The sequence below is a fragment of the Curtobacterium sp. PvP017 genome (genome assembly GCF_054060195.1).
On sequence record NZ_JBSSCY010000001.1, the window covers coordinates 629869 to 653685 of the forward strand.

21 protein-coding genes are annotated in these 23817 nt (G+C 71.0%); 13 read left to right on the top strand and 8 right to left on the bottom strand.

Features of this window, described 5'->3' with window-relative positions:
• Positions 1-2 precede the first annotated feature (2 nt).
• Together ACVKXF_RS03080 and ACVKXF_RS03085 are read left to right on the top strand one after the other, a co-directional pair.
• Positions 3-1742, top strand: a complete 1740-nt coding sequence (locus ACVKXF_RS03080) for a dihydroxyacetone kinase family protein (protein ID WP_456794783.1) — start codon at positions 3-5, stop codon at positions 1740-1742.
• Entirely contained in the window at positions 1739-2221 is a 483-nt protein-coding gene (locus tag ACVKXF_RS03085) for a ribose-5-phosphate isomerase (RefSeq protein ID WP_222658265.1), read from the top strand. The genes ACVKXF_RS03080 and ACVKXF_RS03085 overlap by 4 nt, the downstream gene beginning before the upstream one ends.
• Before the next feature lie 97 nt (positions 2222-2318).
• Here ACVKXF_RS03085 and ACVKXF_RS03090 read toward each other — a convergent pair whose 3' ends face one another.
• Positions 2319-3788, bottom strand: a complete 1470-nt coding sequence (locus tag ACVKXF_RS03090) for an FGGY-family carbohydrate kinase (protein WP_456794784.1) — start codon at positions 3786-3788, stop codon at positions 2319-2321.
• Positions 3789-3927: 139 nt separating this feature from the next.
• On the opposite strand from ACVKXF_RS03090, the gene ACVKXF_RS03095 reads away from it, so the two are divergent.
• From ACVKXF_RS03095 to ACVKXF_RS03105, 3 genes are read left to right on the top strand one after another with little or no spacing between them, the layout of a single operon-like run.
• Complete coding sequence (locus ACVKXF_RS03095) at positions 3928-5004, top strand: LolA family protein (RefSeq protein ID WP_456794785.1); 1077 nt, start codon at positions 3928-3930, stop codon at positions 5002-5004.
• 38 nt (positions 5005-5042) lie between these two features.
• Positions 5043-6005: an ABC transporter ATP-binding protein gene (locus tag ACVKXF_RS03100; RefSeq protein ID WP_456794786.1), complete on the top strand. Its 963-nt coding sequence runs from the start codon at positions 5043-5045 to the stop codon at positions 6003-6005.
• Positions 5992-6885, top strand: a complete 894-nt coding sequence (locus ACVKXF_RS03105) for an ABC transporter permease (RefSeq protein WP_340197567.1) — start codon at positions 5992-5994, stop codon at positions 6883-6885. The genes ACVKXF_RS03100 and ACVKXF_RS03105 overlap by 14 nt, the downstream gene beginning before the upstream one ends.
• A 50-nt stretch (positions 6886-6935) precedes the next feature.
• Here ACVKXF_RS03105 and ACVKXF_RS03110 read toward each other — a convergent pair whose 3' ends face one another.
• The 7 genes from ACVKXF_RS03110 to ACVKXF_RS03140 all read right to left on the bottom strand — a co-directional run bounded on the left by ACVKXF_RS03110 (position 6936) and on the right by ACVKXF_RS03140 (position 11638).
• Complete coding sequence (locus tag ACVKXF_RS03110) at positions 6936-7997, bottom strand: NADP-dependent oxidoreductase (RefSeq protein WP_456794787.1); 1062 nt, start codon at positions 7995-7997, stop codon at positions 6936-6938.
• 187 nt (positions 7998-8184) lie between these two features.
• Complete coding sequence (locus tag ACVKXF_RS03115) at positions 8185-9099, bottom strand: metallophosphoesterase (RefSeq protein ID WP_456794788.1); 915 nt, start codon at positions 9097-9099, stop codon at positions 8185-8187.
• 69 nt (positions 9100-9168) lie between these two features.
• Positions 9169-9354, bottom strand: a complete 186-nt coding sequence (locus tag ACVKXF_RS03120) for a hypothetical protein (RefSeq protein ID WP_456794789.1) — start codon at positions 9352-9354, stop codon at positions 9169-9171.
• Between the two features lie 48 nt (positions 9355-9402).
• Positions 9403-9600 carry a hypothetical protein gene (locus ACVKXF_RS03125; RefSeq protein WP_456794790.1) on the bottom strand — a complete coding sequence of 66 codons (198 nt, stop codon included), beginning with the start codon at positions 9598-9600 and terminating at the stop codon, positions 9403-9405.
• Positions 9601-9623: 23 nt separating this feature from the next.
• Complete coding sequence (locus ACVKXF_RS03130; protein WP_456794791.1) at positions 9624-9881, bottom strand: hypothetical protein; 258 nt, start codon at positions 9879-9881, stop codon at positions 9624-9626.
• Between the two features lie 63 nt (positions 9882-9944).
• Positions 9945-10286, bottom strand: coding sequence for an L-rhamnose mutarotase (locus ACVKXF_RS03135; protein WP_340197571.1), 342 nt, complete (start codon positions 10284-10286; stop codon positions 9945-9947).
• Positions 10283-11638 (bottom strand): MFS transporter, encoded by a 1356-nt coding sequence (locus ACVKXF_RS03140; RefSeq protein WP_340197572.1) that lies wholly within the window; start codon positions 11636-11638, stop codon positions 10283-10285. The genes ACVKXF_RS03135 and ACVKXF_RS03140 overlap by 4 nt, the downstream gene beginning before the upstream one ends.
• A gap of 419 nt (positions 11639-12057) precedes the next feature.
• Between ACVKXF_RS03140 and ACVKXF_RS03145 the strand changes: the two genes are divergently transcribed.
• From ACVKXF_RS03145 to ACVKXF_RS03180, 8 genes are all read left to right on the top strand, one after another.
• Positions 12058-13068: a LacI family DNA-binding transcriptional regulator gene (locus ACVKXF_RS03145; RefSeq protein ID WP_123313996.1), complete on the top strand. Its 1011-nt coding sequence runs from the start codon at positions 12058-12060 to the stop codon at positions 13066-13068.
• Between the two features lie 47 nt (positions 13069-13115).
• A complete protein-coding gene (locus ACVKXF_RS03150; RefSeq protein WP_456794792.1) occupies positions 13116-14201 on the top strand; it encodes a LacI family DNA-binding transcriptional regulator in 1086 nt (361 codons plus the stop codon).
• 291 nt (positions 14202-14492) lie between these two features.
• Positions 14493-15842 (top strand): ABC transporter substrate-binding protein, encoded by a 1350-nt coding sequence (locus ACVKXF_RS03155; protein WP_456794793.1) that lies wholly within the window; start codon positions 14493-14495, stop codon positions 15840-15842.
• Positions 15843-15846: 4 nt separating this feature from the next.
• On the top strand, positions 15847-16782 hold the full coding sequence (locus ACVKXF_RS03160; RefSeq protein ID WP_260233136.1) for a carbohydrate ABC transporter permease: 936 nt from the start codon (positions 15847-15849) through the stop codon (positions 16780-16782).
• Positions 16779-17657 (top strand): carbohydrate ABC transporter permease, encoded by an 879-nt coding sequence (locus ACVKXF_RS03165; protein WP_456794794.1) that lies wholly within the window; start codon positions 16779-16781, stop codon positions 17655-17657. The genes ACVKXF_RS03160 and ACVKXF_RS03165 overlap by 4 nt, the downstream gene beginning before the upstream one ends.
• A gap of 120 nt (positions 17658-17777) precedes the next feature.
• The gene (locus ACVKXF_RS03170; RefSeq protein ID WP_456794795.1) at positions 17778-20105 is read left to right on the top strand and encodes a family 78 glycoside hydrolase catalytic domain; all 2328 of its coding nucleotides are present in this window, start codon (positions 17778-17780) and stop codon (positions 20103-20105) included.
• 430 nt (positions 20106-20535) lie between these two features.
• Positions 20536-21708 (top strand): L-rhamnose isomerase, encoded by a 1173-nt coding sequence (gene rhaI, locus ACVKXF_RS03175; protein ID WP_123314001.1) that lies wholly within the window; start codon positions 20536-20538, stop codon positions 21706-21708.
• A 4-nt stretch (positions 21709-21712) separates the two neighbouring features.
• Positions 21713-23797: a bifunctional aldolase/short-chain dehydrogenase gene (locus ACVKXF_RS03180; protein WP_456794796.1), complete on the top strand. Its 2085-nt coding sequence runs from the start codon at positions 21713-21715 to the stop codon at positions 23795-23797.
• Positions 23798-23817: the final 20 nt, after the last annotated feature.

The following is a 23817-nucleotide window of genomic DNA, read 5'->3' on the forward strand; positions in this document are numbered from 1 at the left end:
GCATGACCACGATCCACGACGCCCCCGACGAGTTCGCCGAGGACCAGCTCGCCGGCTGGCTCGCGCTCTACGCCGACCGCGTCCGCGGCGTCCACGGCGGCGTCGTCACCCTGCCCACCGAGGGCGCGGAACCCCAGGTCGCGGTGGTCGTCGGCGGCGGTTCCGGCCACTACCCGGCGTTCTGCGGGATCGTCGGCCCGGGGTTCGCCACCGGCGCCGTCGTCGGCAACGTCTTCACCTCGCCGTCGACCGCGCAGGTCTACTCGGTCGCCAAGGCAGCGGACCAGGGGAAGGGTGTCGTGCTGTCCTTCGGCAACTACGCCGGCGACACCATGAACTTCGGACTCGCGGCCGAGCGCCTGCGTGCCGAGGGCATCGACACCCGCATCGTCGTCGTCACCGACGACATCGCGAGCGCCGACGAGGAGTCGAAGCGCCGCGGCATCGCCGGGGACTTCTCGGTCTTCAAGGCGATGGGCGCGGCCGCCGCAGCGGGTGCCGACCTCGACGAGGTCGAACGGCTCGGCACCGCTTCGAACGCGGCGACCCGCACCATCGGCGTCGCGTTCTCCGGGTGCACCATGCCCGGTGCGACCGAGCCGCTCTTCACCGTGCCCGACGGCCACCTCGGCCTCGGGCTCGGCATCCACGGGGAGCCCGGCATCGAGGACGTCCCACTCCTGCGTGCGACCGAACTCGCCGACCTGCTCGTGTCACGACTCCTCGCCGACCGACCGGCCGGCGCGCGGACCCGGGTCGCCCCGATCCTCAACGGCCTCGGCGACACGAAGTACGAGGAGCTCTTCCTGCTCTGGGGCCGCGTGCTCCCGCTGCTGCAGGAGGCCGGCCTCGAGGTCGTCGAACCCGAGGTCGGAGAACTCGTCACGAGCCTCGACATGGGTGGCTGCTCGCTGACCCTGCAGTGGCTCGACGACGAGCTCGAACCCCTGTGGCGTGCGGACACCTACACGCCCGCGTACCGCAAGGCGGCGGCGCCGATCGCGGCGTTGCTGCCGGCCGCCGCAGTGGACGACGCCGAGGACGAGGCGACGGCCGTGCCGGACGCGAGCAGTGCCTCCCGGCAGGCCGCGCAGACGGCACGCGACGCGATCGACGCGATCGACGCGCTCCTGCGGGAGCACGAGGAAGAACTCGGCCGCATCGACGCGGTCGCCGGCGACGGCGACCACGGACGCGGCATGGTGAAGGGGATCGGTGCGGCCCGCAAGGCCGTCGGCAGGGTCGGCCAGGAGGCGGGGGTCGCCTTCGTCCTCGGACGCGCCGGTGACGCGTGGGCCGAGTTCGCGGGCGGCACCTCGGGAGTCCTGTGGGGTGCGGCACTCGAGGCCTTCGGTCGGTCGCTGCGCGACGACCGCTCCGCGTACGAGGCGTCCGACGTCGTCGAGGCCGCGCAGGCCTTCGCCGACTCGATCGTGCACCTGGGTGGGGCGTCCCGTGGGGACAAGACGCTGCTCGACGCACTGCTGCCGTTCGTGGACGAGCTGCGGAGCGGCGTCGACGCTGGCCGTCCACTCACCGTGGCGTGGCAGGCTGCCGCCCAGGTCGCGGTGACGGAAGCCGCTGCGACCGCAGACCTCACACCGAAGGTCGGGCGTGCCCGACCGCTGGCGGAGAAGAGCCTGGGGACACCCGACGCGGGTGCCACCTCGATGGGGATGATCCTCACGCGGATCGGCGAGGTCCTCGCCGCCCGTGCTGACAAGGAAGGAACACACGCATGACGTACCGTCTCGTGATCGGGTCCGACGACGCCGGGTTCGACTACAAGGAGATCATCAAGGCCGACCTGCTCGCCGACGACCGGGTGTCGGACGTCACCGACGTCGGCGTCGACGCGGACGGCCACACCGCGTACCCGCACGTCGCCGTCGACGCCGCGCGCCTGGTCGCGAACGGCGAGGCCGACCGCGCGATCCTGATCTGCGGCACCGGACTCGGGGTGGCGATCAGCGCCAACAAGGTGCCGGGCATCCGTGCCGTCACCGCGCACGACTCGTACAGCGTGGAGCGCTCGATCCTGTCGAACGACGCCCAGGTGCTCTGCATGGGCCAGCGCGTCGTCGGCGTCGAGCTCGCCCGCCGGCTGGCGAAGGAGTGGCTCGGCTACGAGTTCGACCGCTCCAGTGCCAGTGCTTCGAAGGTCCAGGCGATCTGCGAGTACGACGGCAGCGCGCCCGCCGGCGTCGACGCGCCGGCGTAGGCGCGGCGCGGGCGCGAGCGCACTCCCGCGGAACCAGGTTCCGGACACAGCACCGTGCACCTGCGCGGTGCTGTGTCCGTTGCGCGGGGTCGAACGGTCAGCTGCGCGCGGCCAAGCGGTGCACGACGGCCTTCGTCGCCTCGTACAGCTCGCGGTAGTCGTGGTACCCGGGCTCGTACGCAGCCGTCGCGACGGGGTCCGGCTCGATGACCGTCGCCGGCGGGTTCCACTGCCGGATGTCGACGTCGGCCACGAGCGCTGCCGCCAGGAACGCCGACCCGTACGACGCTCCCACGGTCACCGACGGCACCGTCTGCCGCAGCCCGGTCACGTCGCTCACGATCGTCGGCCAGAGCCGTCCGAGCAGCCCGCCGCCGGCCCCGACGAGCTCACGGACCTCGACCCCGGCGGCACGCAGCACCTCGATGTTGTGCCGGACCGCGTAGGCCGTCGCCTCGAGCGTCGCCCGGTAGACGTCGCCACGCGTGTGCCGCACGGTCAGTCCCGCGATCACCCCGCGCGCGTCCGGATCGGCGATGGGCGTCCGCTCCCCCGCGAAGTACGGCAGCATCAACAGCCCGTTCGCGCCGATCCCGGCACACCGTGCCTCCTCGAGCATGGTCGCCCACTCGCCGTCGACCAGCCGTCGCAGCCAGTCGGTGATCGCCCCGGAGGTCGCCATCCCTCCCGACACGCTCGGCTGCCCCGGGTGCGTCCCGACCGTCGTCCACATCCCCGGCACCGGCGTCGGCTCGGTGGTCGGCACGATCATGAACATGGTGGTGCCGTACTGCAGGAACATCCGACCCGGCACGGACTCGCCGACGCTCACGCCCTCCGCCCACGCGTCGATGGTGCCGGCCGTCACGGGGATGCCGACCGGGAGGCCCGTGGCCGCGGCCGCCTCGCGCGTCACCACGCCCGCCTGGTCACCGGACCACAGCAGCCGCGGCATGGGCAGGCCGGGCGCGAGCCGCTCGCACCACTCGGGGATCCACGCGTTCTCGTGCACGTCGTAGAGCGGCGTGGTCTGGCTGGCCGAGTGGTGGTCGAGGACGTACTCCCCGGTGAGCAGCTCCACCACGCGCGACGCCGGCATCGTGAAGCGGACGGCACGCGCCCACACCTCGGGCTCGTGCCGGGCGACCCACGCGAGCTTCGCCCCGGCGGCCTGCGTGCTCAGCCCGGAGCCGCAGCGCGCACGGACCGCGTCCTCGCCACCGAGTTCCGCGGTCAGCTCGTCCAGCAGGTCGGCGGTCCGGGTGTCGACGCCGTACAGGACCGCCGGGCGCAACGGCTCGCCGACCGCGTCGGTGAGCAGCACGCACGGACCGATGCCGCTCACCCCGACCGCCTGCACGTCAGCCTCGGGGGCGAGTGCGAGGAGCTCGTGCGTCAGTGTCGTGAACTCGTCCCACCACACGGCGGCGTCCATCTCGACCAGCCCCTGGGCAGGGCGGTCGACGTCGTGCTTGCGACCCACCTCGGCGATCACGGTGCCGTCGAACCGCGCCAGCAGCGCCTTCGTGCTCGACGTCCCGATGTCCAGACCGAGCACCGCCCGCATGCCGCCTCCTTCGCCGCCACACGACCGCCGTCGGTCGTGTCCCGAGTCTACGAACGATCGCGATCCGTCGACGCCCAGCTGCCTGTCGGGGGCCGGACGTACCTTACTCACGACTCCGATGCACCACGAGGGGAACCCGATGAAGAAGTCAGCCTGGCTGCCAGCAGTCATCGCGCCGGTGGTCGTCGCCGGCGCCGTCGCCGCTCCGATGATCGCGAACGCCGCGAACGACCCGATCGCGGGGACGAACCCGACCGCGGCGGACGTCATCGCCAGCATCGCGAAGTCGTCGGACGCGCAGTACTCCGGCAAGCTCACGCAGTCGAGCGACCTCGGACTCCCCGAGCTGCCGACCGGCTCCGGCGGATCCTCGCTCGAGGGCGACGCCTCGGACGTGCTCGGCCTGCTCACCTCGTCGCACACCGCCCGTGTCTACGTCGACGGTGCCAGCAAGCAGCGCGTCCAGCTGACGCAGCAGCTCGCCGAGCAGGACCTGGTCCGCAACGGGTCCGAGGTCTGGACCTGGGACTCGAAGGAGCGCACCGCCACGCACGTGACGCTCCCCTCCGACTCGGCGAAGGGCCCGCAGGACGGCACCGCCACGCCGACCGACATCGCGGAGCAGGCCGTCGACGCCATCACCCCGACCACCACGGTCTCGAAGCCGACCGAGGTCAGCGTCGCAGGGCACGACGCCTGGCAGATCACCCTGACGCCGAAGTCCTCCGACACCCTGGTCGGCACCGTCCGACTGGCGGTCGACCAGCAGACCGGGCTCCCGCTCCGTGCGACGATCCAGGCCGCCGGGCAGGACGACCCCGCGGTGCAGGTCGGGTTCACCAGCCTCGACTACGGCGCCCCGGCCGCGCGGCTCTTCGACTTCACGCCGCCGTCGAACGCGAAGGTCACCGAGAAGGACCGGTCCGACGCCGAGCACGACGCGCACGCGAAGGGCGACCACGCTCGCGGTGCGCACGACGGCGACGAGCCGACGTTCACCGGCGAGGGCTGGGGCACGATCGCCGAGCTCCCCACCGGCACCGTGGACCAGTCGTCCCTCGGCGACGAGGCCTCGGGTCTGCTCGGCCAGCTCACGAAGGCGGTCGACGGCGGCCGTGCCGTCCAGACCTCGCTCGTGTCGGTGTACCTGACCGACGACGGCCGGGTCCTCGCCGGCGCCGTGCCGGTGTCGTCGCTGGTCGCCGCCGCGAAGTGAGCGCACCGGAACCCGCGCGCACGACGGTCCCCACCGCCGTGGACGCGACCCGCCCGACCCCGGACACCGACCTCGCCATCCGCACCACGGGCCTCCAGAAGGTCTTCCGCAAGCAGCACGCGGTCGACGGGATCGACCTGTCGGTGCCGCGCGGCGCGGTGTTCGGGTTCCTCGGACCGAACGGGTCCGGCAAGACGACCACGATCCGGATGCTCCTCGGACTGTCGAGCGCGACGGGTGGCACGATCGAGGTGCTCGGCCAGCCGATGCCGAAGGCGCTGCACCAGGTGCTGCCACGCGTCGGCGCCCTGGTCGAGGGGCCGGCCTTCTACCCGTACCTGTCCGGACGGGCGAACCTGCAGCGCTTCGACGCGGCGGACCCCACGTCGGACCCGCGCACTCGGAAGGACCGCGTCGCGCATGCCCTCGACCGTGTCGGCCTGACCCACGCCGCCGACAAGAAGGCGCACGCGTACTCGCTCGGCATGAAGCAGCGGCTGGGCCTGGCGAACGCCCTGCTCTCCCCGCGGGACCTGCTGGTGCTCGACGAGCCGACCAACGGCCTCGACCCGCAGGGCACCCGCGAGGTCCGCAACCTCATCCGTTCCCTGGCGGACGACGGCACGACCGTGTTCGTGTCGAGCCACCTCCTCGCCGAGATCGAACAGGTCTGCACCCACGCAGCGGTGATGCGCACCGGCAAGCTCGTCGCGCAGGGCGAGCTCGACGAACTGCGCTCCGCCGGAGCCCGCACCGTGACCGTCCGCACACCCGACGTCGGGCAGGCGGGCAGCGTGCTGACGCGGCTCGGGCTCGCGCCCCGGCACGACGGCGGCGCCGACGTCCTGGTGGCGGACCTGCCGCACGAGCTCTTGCCGGAGACCATCACCGCCGAGCTCGTCCGCGCCGACGTCCGCGTCCGTGGGCTGACGGTCGGCGGCGGCACGCTCGAGGACCTGTTCGTCGCACTCACCGGAGAGGGCTTCGATGTCGCTGCCTGACACTGCAGGCTCGCTGCCCGAGACCGCTCGTCCGTCGGCGGACACCGCCGCGCCGGCTCAGCGCCGGCAGCGCCCCTTCGCCCTGCTCGGCTCCGAACTCGCGCTGGTGTTCCGACGTCGGCGCACCTGGGCGATGCTCGGTGCGCTCGCCCTGGTGCCGATCCTCATCGCGGTCGCCGTGAAGCTCACGACCGACGGTGACGACGGTGGCCCGGCGTTCCTCGGCGACATCACCAACAACGGCCTGTTCGTGGCGTTCACCGCGCTGACCGTGTCGATCCCGCTCTTCCTGCCGCTCACCGTCGGCGTGGTCGCCGGCGACACCGTCGCAGGGGAAGCCAGCCACGGCACCATCCGCTACCTGCTCGTCGCGCCGACCGGCAGGGTGCGGTTCATCCTCGTGAAGTTCGCCGGGGCGGTGGCGTTCTGCCTGGCGGCCACGCTGCTGGTGGTGCTCGTCGGTGCCGCGATCGGTGCCGTGCTGTTCCCGATCGGCCCGGTCACGCTGCTGTCCGGCACCCAGGTCGGCGGAGCGTCCTACGCCGGACGGGCGCTCCTGCTCGCCCTGTACGTGGCGATGTCGATGCTCGGGCTGGTGGCGATCGGCATGTTCGCCTCGACGCTGACGAACGTGCCGGTCGGCGCGATGGCCGCGACGGTCGTGCTGGCCGGGGCCTCGCAGGTCCTCGACCAGCTGCCCCAGCTCGACTGGCTGCACCCGTACCTGTTCTCGCACCAGTGGCTGGGGTTCGGTGACCTGCTGCGCGACCCGATCTCGTTCGACTCGTTCGGGTCGAACGCGGTGCTGCAGCTCGGCTACGTCGTCGTGTTCGGTGCGCTGGCGTACAGCCGGTTCGCCTCGAAGGACATCCTGAGCTGAGCCCGACCGCCGGGCCCGACCGCCGGGCCCGACCGCCGGGCCCGACCGCGTCAGCTCGCAGGTGTCGCCGATCCGCCCGCCATCGTCTCCGTCTCGGAGCCGCGCGCATCCGCGTAGCGGTCCCGCAGGTCGCGGGCCTTCTCGGAGCGGTACCAGTCGAGCCGCGCTCCGGTCTCGACGGTCTGCATGCCGATGACGACCTTGCCGCGCGACTTCATCTCGGCCAGGTCCTCGTACGCCTCGACGATGTACTCGAACGGGTAGAAGCCCGAGATGAGCACCTGGAAGCGGCGTTCCTGCAGGGCCTTCGCCAAGAGGGTCAGGAGCTCCCGGGTCTCCTCGTCCTCTGCCGGGGCGCGCAGGAACCGGAGCTCGATGTCGCGGCGGTCGTCCGACGACACGAAACGCTCCGCCCCGACGCCGAGGCGATCCGCCAGGAGCTCGGCGTTGCTCTCCCCGTGGTTGTCGATGAAGGCGGTGATCGGTCGGCCGTCCGCGATCGCTCGGATGCGCTCTTCCTCGCCCTCCCCGTACACGACCGGCAGCGTCCCGATCTGCCGCAGGTAGTCGTGGTTGCGCGCGCTGCCGAGGGTGATCACGGTCGCGCCGGCGTCGTGCGCCAGCTGACTCTCGATGTGCCCGACACCGCCCGCTGCCGCGGTGATGACGACGGTGTCCTCCGGGCCGAGGCGCAGCGATCGCACCACCGACACCGCCGTGCACCCGGCGAGGTACAGACCACCGGCGACCTCCCACCCGACGTACTCCGGCTTCTTGATGACCGCTCCGCGCGGCACCGCGATCCAGTTCGCGTGCGATCCACCCTGCGGCGCGTGCCCCATGACCTCGTCGCCGACCCGCAGGTCCTTCACGCCGTCGCCACGCGCCCGGACGATGCCGGCGAAGTCGACGCCCTGCCGTGCCGGGAACTCGAGCTCGATGTGGTCCCGGAGCTTCCCCTCGCGCAGGAACCGCTCGATGTGGTTCAACCCGGCGGCGACGATCTCGACGACGATCTCGCCGGGGCCGGCCGTCGGCTTGTCCTGGGGGACGAGCTCGACGACGCTGAAGTCGCCGTACCGGTCGTACTGGACTGCCTTGCCGTTCCGCATGGGTGCTCCTTCGCTGGCGTGTGCGTCCGGCCTACTCGGTTTCCCCGCGTGCAGCCCGAGCAGGCGGGGTACCGGCAGTGGACGGTTCCGACGAGCGGACGGGAGGCCCGTGGCGGCGTCGCCACGGGCCTCCCGTCCGTCAGCCACGCACGTCCAGTGCGCGTCGCGCGCGCAGCGCAGGTGGCGCTCAGTGCTTGCCGGCGGCCGCGATGACGGATGCGACGGTCTCTGCGTCGAGGTGGAAGGCGAGCGGGTCGGCGTCGGGGCGCGGGACGCGCAGCGGCGTCGACCAGACGGAGCCGTCCTCGGCGACGTCGACGACGAGGGCGCCGCTGTCGACGTACGCCGATTCCTCGTCGTACGCGCTGGTGACGTCCGTGTCGTTCGCGACCCCGGGGGCGACCAGGACCGGGACGCCGGCCAGCGAACCGGCGAAGTGGTGGTGGTAGTGCCCGCCCAGGACGACGCGCACGTCGGAGCCCCGGACCACGTCGGCGAGTGCCTCGGGGTTCTGCAGGCGCAGCGCCTCGTGCAGCGCGGTCGGGGCCGGCAGGGGCGGGTGGTGCAGGACGACGATCGTGCCGTGCGGGGCGTGGTCGCCGGCGAGCGCGGTGCGGAGCCGTTCCAGGCTCGCTTTGCTGACCTCGCCGTAGCCCGCACCCGGCACGCTGGTGTCGACGGTGACGATCCGGCGGCCCGCGACGAGGGACTGCCCCCACACCGGCACGGTCGGCGGGTGGTACTCCATCGTGTGCATCACCGGGCGGCCGCCCTCACCGAGGACGTGGCCGTTGGACAGGACCTGGCGGAAGCCCTCGCGCAGATCGTGGTTGCCCGGCACCGCGACCAGGGCGGCTCCGTGCCGCTCCGCCCATCCGCCGACCCGTTCGAGGACGGCGGCGTAGGACTCGGGGCTGCCGTCCTCGGAGACGTCGCCCGAGACGACGACGAGACCGATGCCGGGCACCCCGTCGACGCGGGCGAGCACGCTCTCGAGGGCCGCGGTTGTGTCGACGGAGCCCTGGTGCAGGGCGCCGTCGCCGGTCAGGTGGGTGTCGGAGAGGTGGAGGACGCGGAGGGTTCCGGCTGCGGGCGGCTGCATGGCTCCACGCTAGCCACGGGGGCGATGGGCGGGCTGGGCGGTTCGTCGGTTCGTCGTGAGCACCGGCGGTCAGTCCGGCAGCACCGCGTCCGGGATGTCCCGCAGGAAGATCTCGATCGTCTTCGGACCGATCCCCTTGAGCGCGGCGAGTCGCTCGCGCAGGTCCTTCCGCGACGCCGCGGTCTTCACCAGGTGCGACACGGAGCCCTCGTCGGCGTCGAGCGTGTGCATCGTCTCGTGCAGGGCATCGGTCATCTGGTAGTCGAACCGCGCGTAGCCGCCCTCGTCCAGAACCCTCCGCAGCTACTCGCGTCCGGCGCCCGCGAACTTCCCCGGGCTGGTGAACCCGTGGTCGATGAGGACGCGGTAGGTCGCCGCCGCCTGCTCCTGCCGGATGGGCCGGCCGAAGAGCATGCTCGCGAGGAACCACCGGTAGAGCTGTTGGGGCTTGCCGTCGGACAGGTCGATCCCGAGGTCCGCGGCGTGGGTCACGTCGGCCATGGACCGGACGCTACCCGTGGTGTTCAGCCGTCGGTGCGCCGCGGCCCCCAGAGCAGCGCGCCGACGACGAGCCACCCGACGAACGACAGGATCGTGACGAGCTCGACGACCACGATGAACGGCAGGTCGATCGAGACACCGGCGCCCGCGATGTAGGCGTAGCTGTAGGTCTGTGACGAGACGGCGCTGACGATCCACCGCACGACGACGATCACGGTTCCGACCACCGCGAGGGCACCGAGGGCGAACTGGAACGGGTTTCGGCCACGCAGGAATCGCATCCCGCCACCGTAGGGCCGCGGACCGACGGCGTACGACTCCCCGTTCGAGGTGTCCAGCGCTCCTCACTCGGCGGCGGCGGCCAGCTGGTCCTCTAGGTTGAAAACCTCAGGCAGCACCCGCGCGGTCTGGTCCGCCCGACCCGTGGCACCGTCGAACAGGTCCTGCATGTGCGCCTCCCACGCGGCTGCGACCTCGGACGCCGCGAGCGACGCGTCGGCATCGGTCACCGAGTCGGTCTCGTAGTAGCCGATCAGCAGGCCGTCGTCGTCGAGGAACAGGGAGTAGTTCCGCCGTCCGGCCGCCTCGATCGCCCGGAGCATCGCCGGCCAGACCGCGGCGTGCCGCTCGCGGTAGGCGTCCAGGTGCTCGGCCTGCACCTGGAGTCGGAAGCAGACCCGCGTCACCGGTCGGCCTCGGCGCGCCGACGCTGCTCGGCCTCCCGGACGGCTCGTTCGTCGGCGGTGCGCACGGTGCCGGTGACGGTGGTCACGGTGCCGTACCGCTCGGCCTCGATGGCCTCGAGCGTCCTGCCCTGCGTGCGCGGCGCCCAGATCGTGCCGACCAGGAACGACATGGCGAGCAGCCCGAGGATGAGCCCGCCGAGTGCGCGGAGCCCGATGTCCGACAGGAGCAGCGGGAACCAGATGCTCAGCAGTCCCACCATGACCCGCGCGGCGAGGAAGAGCACCCCCTGCGCACTGGCCCGGTACCGGGTGGCGAAGAGCTCGCTCGTCCAGAGGCCGTAGAACGCCTGCGCACCGATGCCCGACGACACACCCCACGTGATCGCGAAGAACAGCAGCGTCCCCAGGTTCGCCGGTGCGTAGATCAGGACGGCCCAGGCGACGATCGCGAGCACCGCGCCGAGGGCGAACAGCAGCCGTCGACTGACCCGGTCGCCGTAGCGCATGAAGCCGAAGTACGTCGCGGCGACGGTGCACCCCCACACCAGGATCTGCAGGCCGTACTGCTCGGTGACGCTCGTGACCCCGGTGGCCGAGTACACCCGCGGCTGGAAGATGCCGGCCTGCCCGGCGACGGTGTTCCAGAGCGCGTAGACGCCGAACAGGAACAGCATCGCGGTCAGGTTCCTGCGCCGACTGAACAGCTGGGTGATCCCGTGGAAGAAGTTCGCCGTGCCGGTCGCGGCGCGTTCGTCCTTCCAGATCGCCGACTCGGGCAGCCCGCGGCGGAGCCACCAGACCACGGCGGCGACGACGAACAGGTGCGCGAAGATGAGCCGGCTGCCGAGCAGTCCGAGTGGTGCGGCGGCGATGGCCAGCGCGAACCCGACCATCGGGCCGATCGACCAGGCGAGCTGCGCGGTGCCGACGTGGGCGGCCCGCTTGTCCGCTGGTGCCTGCTCGGCGATGTAGGTCCAGCTCGCGGGGACGCCGGCGCCGACCGCGATGCCGGTCAGGATGAAGCCGACCAGCAGCATGCCGTAGCTGCCGGCGAACACCGCGAGCAGGATGCCGAGCATGTAGAGCAGCAGGTCGTAGGTGTAGATGAACTTCCGGCCGTAGCGGTCGCACAGGGGCCCGCCGATGATGGCGCCGGCGGCAGCGCCGAACGCGTTGGCGGACAGGCTCGCCAGGAGGCCGACCTCGAGGTCGCCGACGTGGAACTGCGCCTGCCACAGGCTGAGGCTCGTGGCGATCGCGATGATCGACCCCGACTCGATGTAGTTCGACATGGCGACCGAGACGGTCGCCTTCCAGCCCGTGGTGCTCCGGGCTCCGATGCGGACCGCCATTGGTCCTCCGTTCGCGTGTTCGTCGGTGAATCGTTTCAACGGGACAGCGAGACGATAGTGCGACCCGGCGGGCGTTGGCAAGTCCGCACCGTGCGCGCTTTGCGCGTGCGCGCGCGGCGCGCCCGCGTCCGCACGGTGCGCGGTCGCTCACTCGGTGCGAGGTTGCCCGCTCTGTGCGGCGCTGCAAGCGCGCACCGAGCGGCCAACCTCGCACGTGGCGGCGCAGCACGCACGGTGCACGCCGGACCGGCGCACGCACGGGGCGCGGCCGCACCCACAATCCAGCACCGTGCGGTGGACCTGCCCACCTACCGGACGGGAGGCCCGGTTCCAGCCCGCACCGCGCCTCCCGTCCGCCGTTTTCCACAGATCACGGCGCGGGCCGACCGCGCGGACCGCCCCGATGCCAGGATGGCCACATGGCGGTGAGTGTGCGAGAGGTGGCAGCGCTCGCCGGCGTGTCCCTGGGGACGGTGTCGAACGTCCTGAACCGCCCCGACAAGGTGGCCCCGACCACGGTGGACCGGGTGCAGTCGGCCATCGCCACACTCGGGTTCGTCCGCAACGACTCCGCACGGCAACTCCGGGCCGGCCGCAGCTCCACCGTCGGCCTGATCGTGCTCGACGGCGGCAACCCGTTCTTCACCGACGTCGCCCGCGGCGCCGAAGACGCTGCGATGGACAAGGGGCTGGCGGTCCTCATCGGCAACTCCGACGAGTCCACCGACCGCGAACGCACCTACGTCGACCTGTTCGAGGAACGCCGGGTCGCGGGTCTGCTCATCTCCCCCGCCGGCGACGACCTGTCCCGACTCGCCCGTCTGCGCGACCAGGGCACCGCGGTGGTGCTCGTCGACCGCCGCGCCGACGACGAGCACTTCGCCTCGGTCTCCGTCGACGACGTCGCGGGCGGCCGCATCGCGGTCGAGCACCTCGCTGCCACCGGGCGGACGCGCATCGCGTTCGTCGGCGGCCCGTCCAGCATCCGCCAGGTGGCCGACCGGCACGCCGGGGCACTGTCGGCGGCTCGGGCAGCGGGCATCGAGCTCGAGGTCCTGCCGACCGCGTCGCTCTCCGTGCTCGAAGGGCGCCGTGTCGGCGAAGCACTCCAGGCACGTCCGCGTGCCGAACGGCCGGACGCGGTCTTCGCGGCGAACGACCTGCTGGCGGTGGGCCTCGAACAGGCGTTCATCATGCGGGGCACGATCGCGGTGCCGGAGGAGATCGCGATCGTAGGCTACGACGACATCGCCTTCGCCGAAGCAGCCGTCGTCCCGTTGACCTCGGTGCGCCAGCCGGCACAGGACCTCGGGCGTCAGGCGATCGAGCTGCTGACGAAGCAGGTTGAGCTCGGGCAGGACATCGACCTCGAGCACGTGGAGTTCACGCCGGAGCTCGTGGTCCGGCAGTCCTCCGTCGCCGACGCGTAGCCGAGCCCCAGCGCGGAGCGACCGCCGCTGCGGCCTACGATCGGAGCATGGTGCATGTCCCCCGGCGTGACGGCCCGCCGAGCGTGCACCACGTCGCCGCTCGCGCGGGCGTCTCGCTCGCGACGGTCTCGAACGTCCTGAACCACCCCGAGCGGGTGGCCGAATCCACCGCCGCTCGTGTGCACGACGCGATCGCCGAACTCGGGTACACGCCGAACCGCAACGCCCGGGTGCTCGCCTCCGGCAGCAGCCGTTCGATCGGACTCGTCGTGATGTCGCTCCGGAACTCGCTGTTCAGCGACATGGTGAACGGGGCGCAGCTCGCGGCCCGGAAGCGGGGGTTCACGCTCCTGATCGCGAGCAGCGAGGACGACCTGCAGGCGCAGGGCGAACACCTCGCGTACCTCGAGAGCGCTCGGGTGTCGGGCATCCTGCTCGCCTCGATGACCGAGTCGCGCGACCAGGTCGAACTCACCCGCCGGCACGGTCGTCCGGTCGTCTACGTCAACTTCGCGCCGACGACGGTCGATGCCTGCTCCGTCGTCGTCGACAACGAACAGGCGGGGTTCCTCGCCGCCGAGCACCTGATCGCCCGCGGGTGCCGACACATCGGCTTCGTGAGCGCCCGCGCCGAGCTGCAGCCGGTCGCACTCCGCCGCGCCGGTGTGCTCCGGGCGATCGCGGGCCACCCCGGGGTGGAACTCGTCGACATCGACGCCGGTGACATCGACCCGCCCGGCGGCACGCACGCCGGATCCCGGATCGCCGCGATGCCGGCGGACGAACGCCCCGACGGCGTCCTGGGCGTCACGGACCTGCTCGCGATGGCGGTCGTCTCGGAGCTCCGAGCTGCCGGCATCCGCGTGCCGGAGGACATCCCGGTGTCGGGGTGCGACCACAACTCGGTGGCGTGGGGCGGCGCCGTGCCGCTGACCTCGGTCACGATGCACGGTGCGGAGATGGGCGCGGCCGCCGTCGAGCTCCTGCTCGAGGAGCTCACCGATCCGATGCACGTCCACCGCGCGGTCGTGCTCGGCAGTGAGCTCGTCCCCCGCGAGAGCACGCTCGGCCGCGCCGGTGCAGCAGCCGCGCGCACGGCGACACCGAGCGACCCGCGCCGCACCGAGGCCTGAGCGCCCGAAAGCGACAGTCCCGCGGCTCGGGACACCGTCTGGCCCGGCAACGCGACAGATCCACGCGAACAGTTCGCGGCACGGTGTCGCTTTCGCGGATGGGGTGGGTTGCGGTGCGCGGCGTGCGCGTTCCCGTAACGAAATCGGCGCAGTGATTGACACGCTTCAATCGACGTGGTTCCATCCTGATTGAAACGTTCTAAACAGCAGCAACCGGAGCCCACGACGACGCGGGATCCGGGTCCGTTTCACCCGGGGTACCCCGCCCCGGGCCTTACGAGGAGGTAAGGAATGTCAGCTCGTTCCCTGACCACGAGGACGCTCACCAAGCGCGCGGTCGTCAAACGGCTTGTCGCCATCGGCGGCGCGACGGTCCTGATCGGCGGGCTCGCGGCGTGTTCGTCCGGCGGCTCCGCCGACGAAGGCGGCGGCAAGGTCCAGATCACCTACCAGGCCGACAACTCGCCCGCGACGGCCGCCACCGCGAAGCCGCTCATCGAGGCGTTCGAGAAGGCCAACCCCGACATCACCGTCAAGTTCGACACCCGCCCGCAGGGCACCGACGGCGACAACCTGGTCAAGACCCAGCTGTCGACCGGCGAGATGGCCGACGTCTTCAACTACAACTCCGGTTCGCTCATGCAGGCCCTCAACCCGGACAACACCCTGGTGGACCTGTCCGACGAGAGCTGGACGAAGGACGTCGACGAGCAGTTCACCAAGGTCGTCAGCACCGACAAGGGCCTCTACGGTGCGCCGTTCGGCACGAGCTTCGGTGGCGGCGTCATGTACAACAAGAAGGTCTACGCCGACCTCGGGCTCAGCGTCCCCACGACCTGGGACGAGTTCATCAGCAACAGCGAGAAGATCAAGGACGCCGGCAAGGTCGCCCCGATCATCCAGACGTACGGCGACACCTGGACCAGCCAGCTGTTCGTGCTCGGCGACTTCGCGAACATCACGGCGCAGGACGAGGACTGGGCGGACAACTACACCGCCAACAAGGAGTCCTACGCCGAGGAACCCGCTCTCGCCGGCTTCGACCACCTGGCCGAGGGCAAGGACAAGGACCTCTACAACGAGGACTACGCCTCGGCCACACAGGCGAACGGTCTGAAGATGCTCGCCGACGGCACCGGGGCGCAGTACCCGATGCTGACGAACGCGATCTCGGCCCTGCAGCAGGACAGCCCCGACGCGGTCAAGGACATCGGAGCGTTCGCGCTGCCGGCCGAGGACGCCGACGACACGAACCTGACCATCTGGGAACCGAACGGCCTGTACATCCCGAAGACCACCGAGGGCGACGAGCTCGCCGCGGCGAAGAAGTTCATCGCCTTCGCGAACTCGGCCGACGGCTGCAAGGTGCAGAACGACACCGGCACGCCCGGTGGTCCGTACGTCATCTCGACCTGCTCACTGCCGGACGACGTGCCCCCGATGATCGACGACCTGCAGAAGTACCTCGACGACGGCAAGGCGAGCCCGGCGCTCGAGTTCCTGTCGCCGATCAAGGGCCCGAACCTCGAGAAGATCTGCGTGCAGGTCGGCTCCGGCATCACGAACGCCGCCAAGGGTGCTGACCAGTACGACGACGACGTCGTCCAGCAGGCACAGCAGCTCGGCATCAAGGGCTGGTGACACGGTGACCGCGACCCTCACGACGGCACTCGAGCCGGCGAAGACCCGAGCGGGCTCCGGCGGGGCCGGACCCGCGCGCAAGCGGATGCGCTCGTTCTACCCCGCGTGGTTCTTCATCCCCGCGATCGCGCTGTACGTCGTGTTCTTCGCGGTCCCCACCTTCGCCGGGTTCTACTTCTCCCTCACCCGCTGGACGCTGTTCGACCAGACCTTCATCGGGTTCGACAACTTCGTCCGCTTCTTCCAGGACCCGCAGCTCGTCTCCGGGTTCGTGCACACGTTCCAGTACGGCTTCGTGACGAGCGCGGCGAAGGTGGTCATCGGACTCGCCCTCGCCCTGCTCCTCACGTCGCCCGTGCTGGGGCGCGGCTACCTGCGGGCGGTCGTGTTCTTCCCGGTGCTCGTGTCGACGATCGGCATCGGCATCACGTTCAAGGCGCTGATGGACCCGTTCCACGGGATCATCAACGGCGTGCTCGGTTCGGTCGGCCTCCCCACTCCGGGGTGGCTGACCGACCCGGCCCTCGCCCTGTGGAGCGTCGCCGCGGTGGACGTCTGGAAGGGCGTCGGCATCGCGACGCTCATCTTCATCGCCGGCATCGTGGCGATCCCGCAGGAGTACTTCGAGGCCGCACGGGTCGACGGCGCGAGCGCCTGGTCGATCTTCCGGAACATCACCCTGCCGCTGTCGCGTCCCGCGATGGGCACCGTCATCATCCTGTCGCTGATCGGCGGGCTGCGGTCCTTCGACCTGATCTGGGCGATGACCGGCGGTGGGCCAGGGTTCACCAGTGACGTCATCGCGAGCGTCATCTACAAGCAGTACCAGGCCGGGTTCTACGGCCTGTCGACCGCCGGCAACGTGGTCCTGTTCGTGGTCGTGACAGCGATCATGGTCCCGATCTCGTGGCTCCTGAACCGCAAGGAGGCGGAACTGTGACCACGCTCACCAGCCCCCGCGTCAGCACCCCGACGCGGTCCCGCCACCCGGGCCGGACCCGCCGGTGGATCATCGGCACGATCGCCATCGTCGTGAGCTTCGTGGTCTTCCTGGTGCCGTTCGTCTTCGTCCTGCTGCAGGCCGCGAAGAACCCGGCCGAGGCGAACCAGCTCGGCTTCAGCCTGCCGACCGAGTGGCAGCTCTGGCAGAACCTGCAGGCCGTGTTCGGCTCCGGCGACGGCGTGATCGTCCGCGCGTTCCTGAACAGCGCGGTCCTGACCGTCGGCAGCGTGGCCGTGATGGTCGTGTTCTCCGCGATGGTCGGCTACGTGCTGCAGCGTCGTCCGAGCAAGTGGAACGGCGTGATCAACTTCTTCGTCCTGGCGGGCCTCATCGTGCCGCCGGCGATCGTGCCGACGATCTGGGTGCTGCAGGGGCTGAACCTGTTCAAGACCATGGGCGGGATGATCCTCATCGAGGCGACCTTCGGCCTGTCGTTCTGCATCCTGCTGTTCCGGGCGTTCGTCGCGACGATCCCGAAGGAGCTCGACGAGGCAGCCGTCCTCGACGGTGCCGGCCCGGTCCGGCTGTTCTTCGGTGTCGTGCTGCCGCTGCTCAAGCCGGTGATCATCACGGTCGTGCTCGTGCAGTCCGTCACGGTGTTCAACGACTTCACGAACCCGCTGTACTTCCTGCCGGGGTCCGAGAACGCCACGGTGCAGCAGACGCTCTACGCGTTCCAGAGCCAGTCGGTCAGCCAGCTCAACCTGCTGTTCACCGACGTCCTGCTCATCACGATCCCGCCGCTCATCCTGTACATCTTCTTCAACCGCCAGATCGTCGCCGGCATGACCAGCGGCGCCGTCAAGGGCTGACCGCCCACCCCGGCCAGGAGGCGCGACCCGCCTCCGCCGGGTCGACCCACCCCGGCAGACGGCCGGGCCCACGACCCCGCCCCGGTCGACGACGACCGGTTGCGTGAAAGGACACACCACATGACCGCCTGGACAGCTCCGTTCATCACGAGCGACGCCGACCTCGGGAGCGCACCGATCCTGCGCCGGGAGTTCACCCTCGACGACGGCCACGGCGCAGTCACCGGGGCGACCCTCGACGTCAGCGCCCTCGGCGTCGTCGAGGCGTGGCTCGGTGGCGAACGCGTCTCCGACCACCTGCTCGAACCGGGGTGGACGAGCTACGAGTGGCGCATCCGCGTCGTCTCGCACGACGTCACGGCCCACCTGACCGACACGGCCGCCGGCAGCGCCGCCGTGCTCGCGCTCGTGCTCGGCAAGGGGTGGGCCGCCGGTCGGCTCGCCTGGGGTGGTGGCGGCGGCTGGTACGCCGACGAGCCCGCCGGGTTCGCCGAACTCCGCATCACCTTCGCCGACGGCTACGAACAGCTCGTCGCCACCGACACCGACTGGCAGGCCCTGTCCAGCGCGATCACCGCCGACCAGCTCTACGACGGCGAGGACATCGACGCCCGGCTGCGCGACGGGTCGTTCCTGACGCCCGGCGAGGTCACGACACCGAGCGTCGACGGACACGGAGGACGCACCAGCGCCGTGCGCACCGTCGACATCGGCGAGCGCGAACTCGTCGCCGACACCGTGCCGCCGGTCCGGCCGCTCGCCGAGATCGCACCCGTCGAGGTCTGGACGAGTCCGTCCGGCGCGACGCTGATCGACTTCGGGGTCAACCTGGTCGGCTGGCTCCGTGTCGTCGCTTCCGGTCCCGCCGGCACGGTGCTGACCCTCAAGCACGCCGAGGTGCTCGAACACGACGAACTCGGCACCCGGCCGCTGCGCACCGCGAAGGCGACGGACCACTTCACCCTGAGCGGCAGCGGCGCGGACGGTTCCGGCGCCCCGGACGTGTTCGAGCCCCGCTTCACATTCCACGGCTTCCGGTACGCCCAGGTCGACGGGTGGACCGGCACGCTCGACGAACTCCGCACAGCGGTCACCGCGGTGCAGGTCGGCTCCGACCTGACCCGCACGGGCACGTTCGCGTCCAGCCACGAACTGCTCAACACGTTCCACGACAACGTCGTCCGGGGCATGCAGGGCAACTTCCTGAGCGTCCCGACCGACTGCCCGCAGCGCGACGAGCGCCTCGGTTGGACGGGCGACATCGCCGCGTTCGCACCGACGGCGTCGTACCTGTTCGACACCCGCGCGTTCCTGGGCGACTGGCTGCGTGACGTGTGGCTCGAGCAGCAGCACGCCGACGGTGTCATCCCGTTCGTGGTGCCGGACGTGCTGAAGTACTCACCCGCCGAGGACTTCGGCACCCCGGACGCCACCGCCATCTGGTCGGACGCCGGCGTGTGGGTGCCGTGGACCCTGTACCAGGCGTACGGCGACACCGCGGTGCTCGAGGAGCAGCTCGACTCGATGACGGCGCACCTCCGCCGGATCAAGGGCCACCTGTCACCCGAGGGTCTGTGGGACACCGTCTTCCAGTTCGGCGACTGGCTCGACCCGGACGCCCCACCGGAGGACGCCGCCAAGGCGAAGGCCGACCCGGGCGTCGTCGCGACGGCGTGCGCGTACCGCAGCGCGACCCTGGTGGCGCAGGCGGCGCGGTTGACGGGCCACGAGGCGGAGGCGGCGGAAGCCGAGGAGCTCGCCACGGGCCTCCAGGCCGCGTTCCGGCAGCACTACGTGACCGACGGTCGCATCCGGAGCGACTGCACCACCGTCTACGCGCTCGCGATCGTGTTCGGCATCCTCGACGAGGACGACGAGCGCCGGGCGGGCGACCGCCTCGCGGAGCTGGCCGAGCAGTCCGGGTACCGGATCTCGACGGGCTTCGCGGGCACGCCGTTCATCACCGACGCGCTGACGCAGACCGGCCACCTCGACGACGCGTACCGGCTGCTGCTGCAGACGGAGTGCCCGTCGTGGCTGTACCCGGTGACGATGGGTGCGACGACGGTGTGGGAACGCTGGGACTCGATGCTGCCGGACGGCACCATCAACCCGGGTGAGATGACCTCGTTCAACCACTACGCGCTCGGGGCGGTGGCGGACTGGATGCACCGGGTGGTGGGCGGTCTGTCGGCGCTCGAGCCGGGGTACTCCTCCGTGCTGATCGCGCCGCAGCCGGGCGGTGGGCTGACGTGGGCGTCGACCTCGCTCGATTCGGTGCACGGGCACATCGCGGTGCGGTGGGAGCTCGTCGACGGTGAGCTCCTGGTGCGGGCCGAGGTGCCCGAGGGGGTCACCGCGGTGGTGCGCCTGCCGGGTGCCGCGGAGCAGCGGCTCGGCGGCGGGACGCACGAGCTGCGCGCGCCTGCTGCCGTCCCCGCCGCGTAGGGCGGGGAGCGGATGGTGGGCCGGTCACGGTGGGTGCGCGGGACGCCTGACGGCGCTCGCCCGGTGTCGCGCCCCCGGGCGGCCTTCGCGCCCCGACTCTTCGGGGCGCGAAGGCCGCAACGGGGCGCGCAGCCCGCCACCGCAGTCCGCCCCCTCGCTTCGCGAGCAACCCGCTCGTCCCGTGCCTGCCCTGCGCTTACCCAGCGCTCGTCCCGCGCCCGTCCCGCGCCCATCCCGCATCGCGCCCCCGTGCGCGCATCGCGCCCGCGCCCGTCCCGCATCGCGCCCCCGTGCGGTCATCGCGCCCCGACTCTCCGGGGCGCGATGACCGCAACGGGGCGCGCGACGCAACACACCCCACACGGTTGCGGCACAACGCAGCAACCCGTACTGTATGAAACGATTCAATCGCACACGAGGAAGTGACACGATGACATCGACACCGACCTTCGCCGGCATCGCCGACCAGCTCGCACGACAGCAGATCGAGCTGCCCAGCTGGGCCTTCGGCAACTCCGGCACCCGCTTCAAGGTGTTCAGCACGCCCGGCACCCCGCGCGACCCCTACGAGAAGATCGCCGACGCCGCCAAGGTGCACGAGTACACGGGCCTCGCCCCGACCGTGGCACTGCACATCCCCTGGGACCTCGTCGACGACTTCAGCGACCTCAAGCGCCACGCGGAAGAGCACGGCGTCGCGCTCGGGACGATCAACTCGAACACGTTCCAGGACGACGACTACAAGTTCGGCGCCCTCACCCACACGGACGCGAGCATCCGGCAGAAGGCGATCGACCACCACCTGCGCTGCATCGACGTGATGGACGCCACGGGCAGCCGCGACCTGAAGATCTGGCTCGCCGAGGGGTCGAACTACCCCGGCCAGGCCGACATGCGTGAACGCCAGGACCGCCTGCACGAGTCGCTCAGCACGATCTACGACCGCCTCGGTGCCGACCAGCGGCTGGTGCTCGAGTACAAGTTCTTCGAGCCGTCGTTCTACCACACCGACGTGCCGGACTGGGGCACGAGCTACGTGCAGACGTCGGCGCTCGGCGACAAGGCGATGGTCTGCCTCGACACCGGCCACCACGCTCCCGGCACGAACATCGAGTTCATCGTGATGCAGCTCCTGCGCCTCGGCAAGCTCGGCAGCTTCGACTTCAACTCGCGCTTCTACGCCGACGACGACCTGATCGTGGGTGCCGCTGACCCGTTCCAGCTGTTCCGCATCCTGGTCGAGGTCATCCGTGGCGGCGGCTACGACAACCCCGACGTCGCGTTCATGCTCGACCAGTGCCACAACATCGAGGACAAGATCCCCGGGCAGATCCGCTCCGTGCTCAACGTGCAGGAGATGACGGCCCGCGCGCTGCTCCTCGACCGCGTCGCCCTGACGGCCGCGCAGGAGGCGCACGACGTCCTCGGCGCGAACGAGGTCTTCATGGACGCGTACCAGACCGACGTCCGAGCAGACCTCGCGGCCTGGCGCGAGTCCCGCGGCCTGCCGGCGAACCCGATGCGCGCGTACCTGGAGTCGGGCTACCAGCAGTCGATCGCCGAGGACCGCGTCGGCGGCGTCCAGGCCGGCTGGGGCGCGTAGACACATGACACACACACTGGAGGCACGGGTGGACCCCGCAACGCAGCGCACCGATGCAGACGAGACGATCAGGGCGCTCATCGCGCGTTCGAACGCGCTCGGCTCGGATCCGCGGATCACGAACTACGCGGGCGGCAACACCTCGGCGAAGGGCACCGCGACCGACCCGGTGACCGGCGAACCGGTCGAGCTGCTCTGGGTGAAGGGCTCCGGGGGCGACCTCGGCACCCTCACCCCGGCGGGCCTCGCAGTCCTGCGCGTCGACCGCGTCCGTGCGCTCCAGGCGGTCTACCCCGGAGTCGAGCGCGAGGACGAGATGGTCGCCGCGTTCGACTACACGCTGCACGGCAAGGGTGGTGCCGCCCCGTCCATCGACACGGCGATGCACGCCCTGGTCGACGCCGCGCACGTCGACCACCTGCACCCGGACGCCGGCATCGCGATCGCCACGGCGGCGGACGGTCCGGCCCTGACGGCGACGATCTTCGGCGACAAGGTGGTGTGGGTGCCGTGGCGCCGCCCGGGGTTCCAGCTCGGGCTCGACATCGCGGCCGTCAAGCGGGACCACCCGCAGGCGATCGGGACGATCCTGGGCGGCCACGGCATCACGGCCTGGGGCGACACGAGCGACGAGGCGCACGGCAACTCGCGCTGGATCATCGACACCGCCGAGCAGTACATCGCGGAGCACGGGAAGGCCGACCCGTTCGGAGAGCCCCGAGCAGGCTTCGAGGCGCTGCCGACCGACGAACGCCACGCACGCGCCGCCGCCCTCGCCCCGACCATCCGCGGCATCGCCGGCCACGACAAGCCGGTGGTGGGTCACTTCACCGACAGCGACGTCGTCCTCGACTTCCTGGCGGCCTCGCGCGCCGAGGAGCTCGCCGCGCTCGGCACCAGCTGCCCGGACCACTTCCTGCGCACCAAGGTCAAGCCGCTCATCCTCGACCTGCCGGCCACGGCCACCGTCGAGGAGCAGAGCACCCGCCTGCACGAACTCCACGAGCAGTACCGCGCGGACTACCAGGCGTACTACGACCGCCACGCCGACGCGACGAGCCCCGCCATCCGCGGTGCCGACCCGCTCATCGTGCTGGTCCCCGGCGTCGGGATGTTCTCGTACGGCAAGGACGCCCAGACCGCCCGCGTCGCCGGCGAGTTCTACGTCAACGCGATCAACGTCATGCGCGGCGCCGAGTCGCTCAGCACCTACGCCCCCATCGACGAGGCCGAGAAGTTCCGGATCGAGTACTGGGCCCTCGAAGAGGCGAAGCTGCAGCGCATGCCCGCCCCCAAGAAGCTCGCCACTCGCATCGCCCTGGTCACCGGCGCCGCGAGCGGCATCGGCAAGGCGATCGCGAAGCGCCTGGCCGCCGAGGGCGCCGCGGTCGTCATCGCCGACCTCGACCTGGCGAAGGCGCAGGCAGCCGCCGCCGAGATCGGGAACACCGACCAGGCGATCGGCGTCGCGGCGAACGTCACCGACGCCGCCGCGATCGACCAGGCGGTCCAGCAGACACTCCTGCACTTCGGCGGCCTCGACCTCGTCGTCAACAACGCGGGGCTGTCGCTCAGCAAGAGCCTGCTCGACACCACCGAACAGGACTGGGACCTGCAGCACGACGTCATGGCGAAGGGCTCGTTCCTGGTGTCCAAGGCAGCGGCGAAGGTCCTCATCGAGCAGGGCCTCGGCGGCGACATCGTCTACATCTCGTCGAAGAACTCGGTGTTCGCCGGCCCGAACAACATCGCCTACTCGGCGACGAAGGCCGACCAGGCGCACCAGGTCCGACTCCTCGCGGCCGAACTCGGCGAGCACGGCGTCCGCGTCAACGGGATCAACCCCGACGGCGTCGTCCGCGGCTCGGGGATCTTCGCGAGCGGCTGGGGTGCGAACCGCGCGAAGACCTACGGCATCGAGGAACAGGACCTCGGCGCGTTCTACGCCCAGCGCACGATCCTCAAGCGCGAGGTCGTGCCCGAGAACGTCGCGAACGCCGTCTACGCCATCTGCACCGACGACTTCTCGCACACGACCGGACTGCACGTGCCCGTCGACGCCGGCGTCGCCGCGGCGTTCCTGCGCTGATGGCCGACAAGCTGATGTCC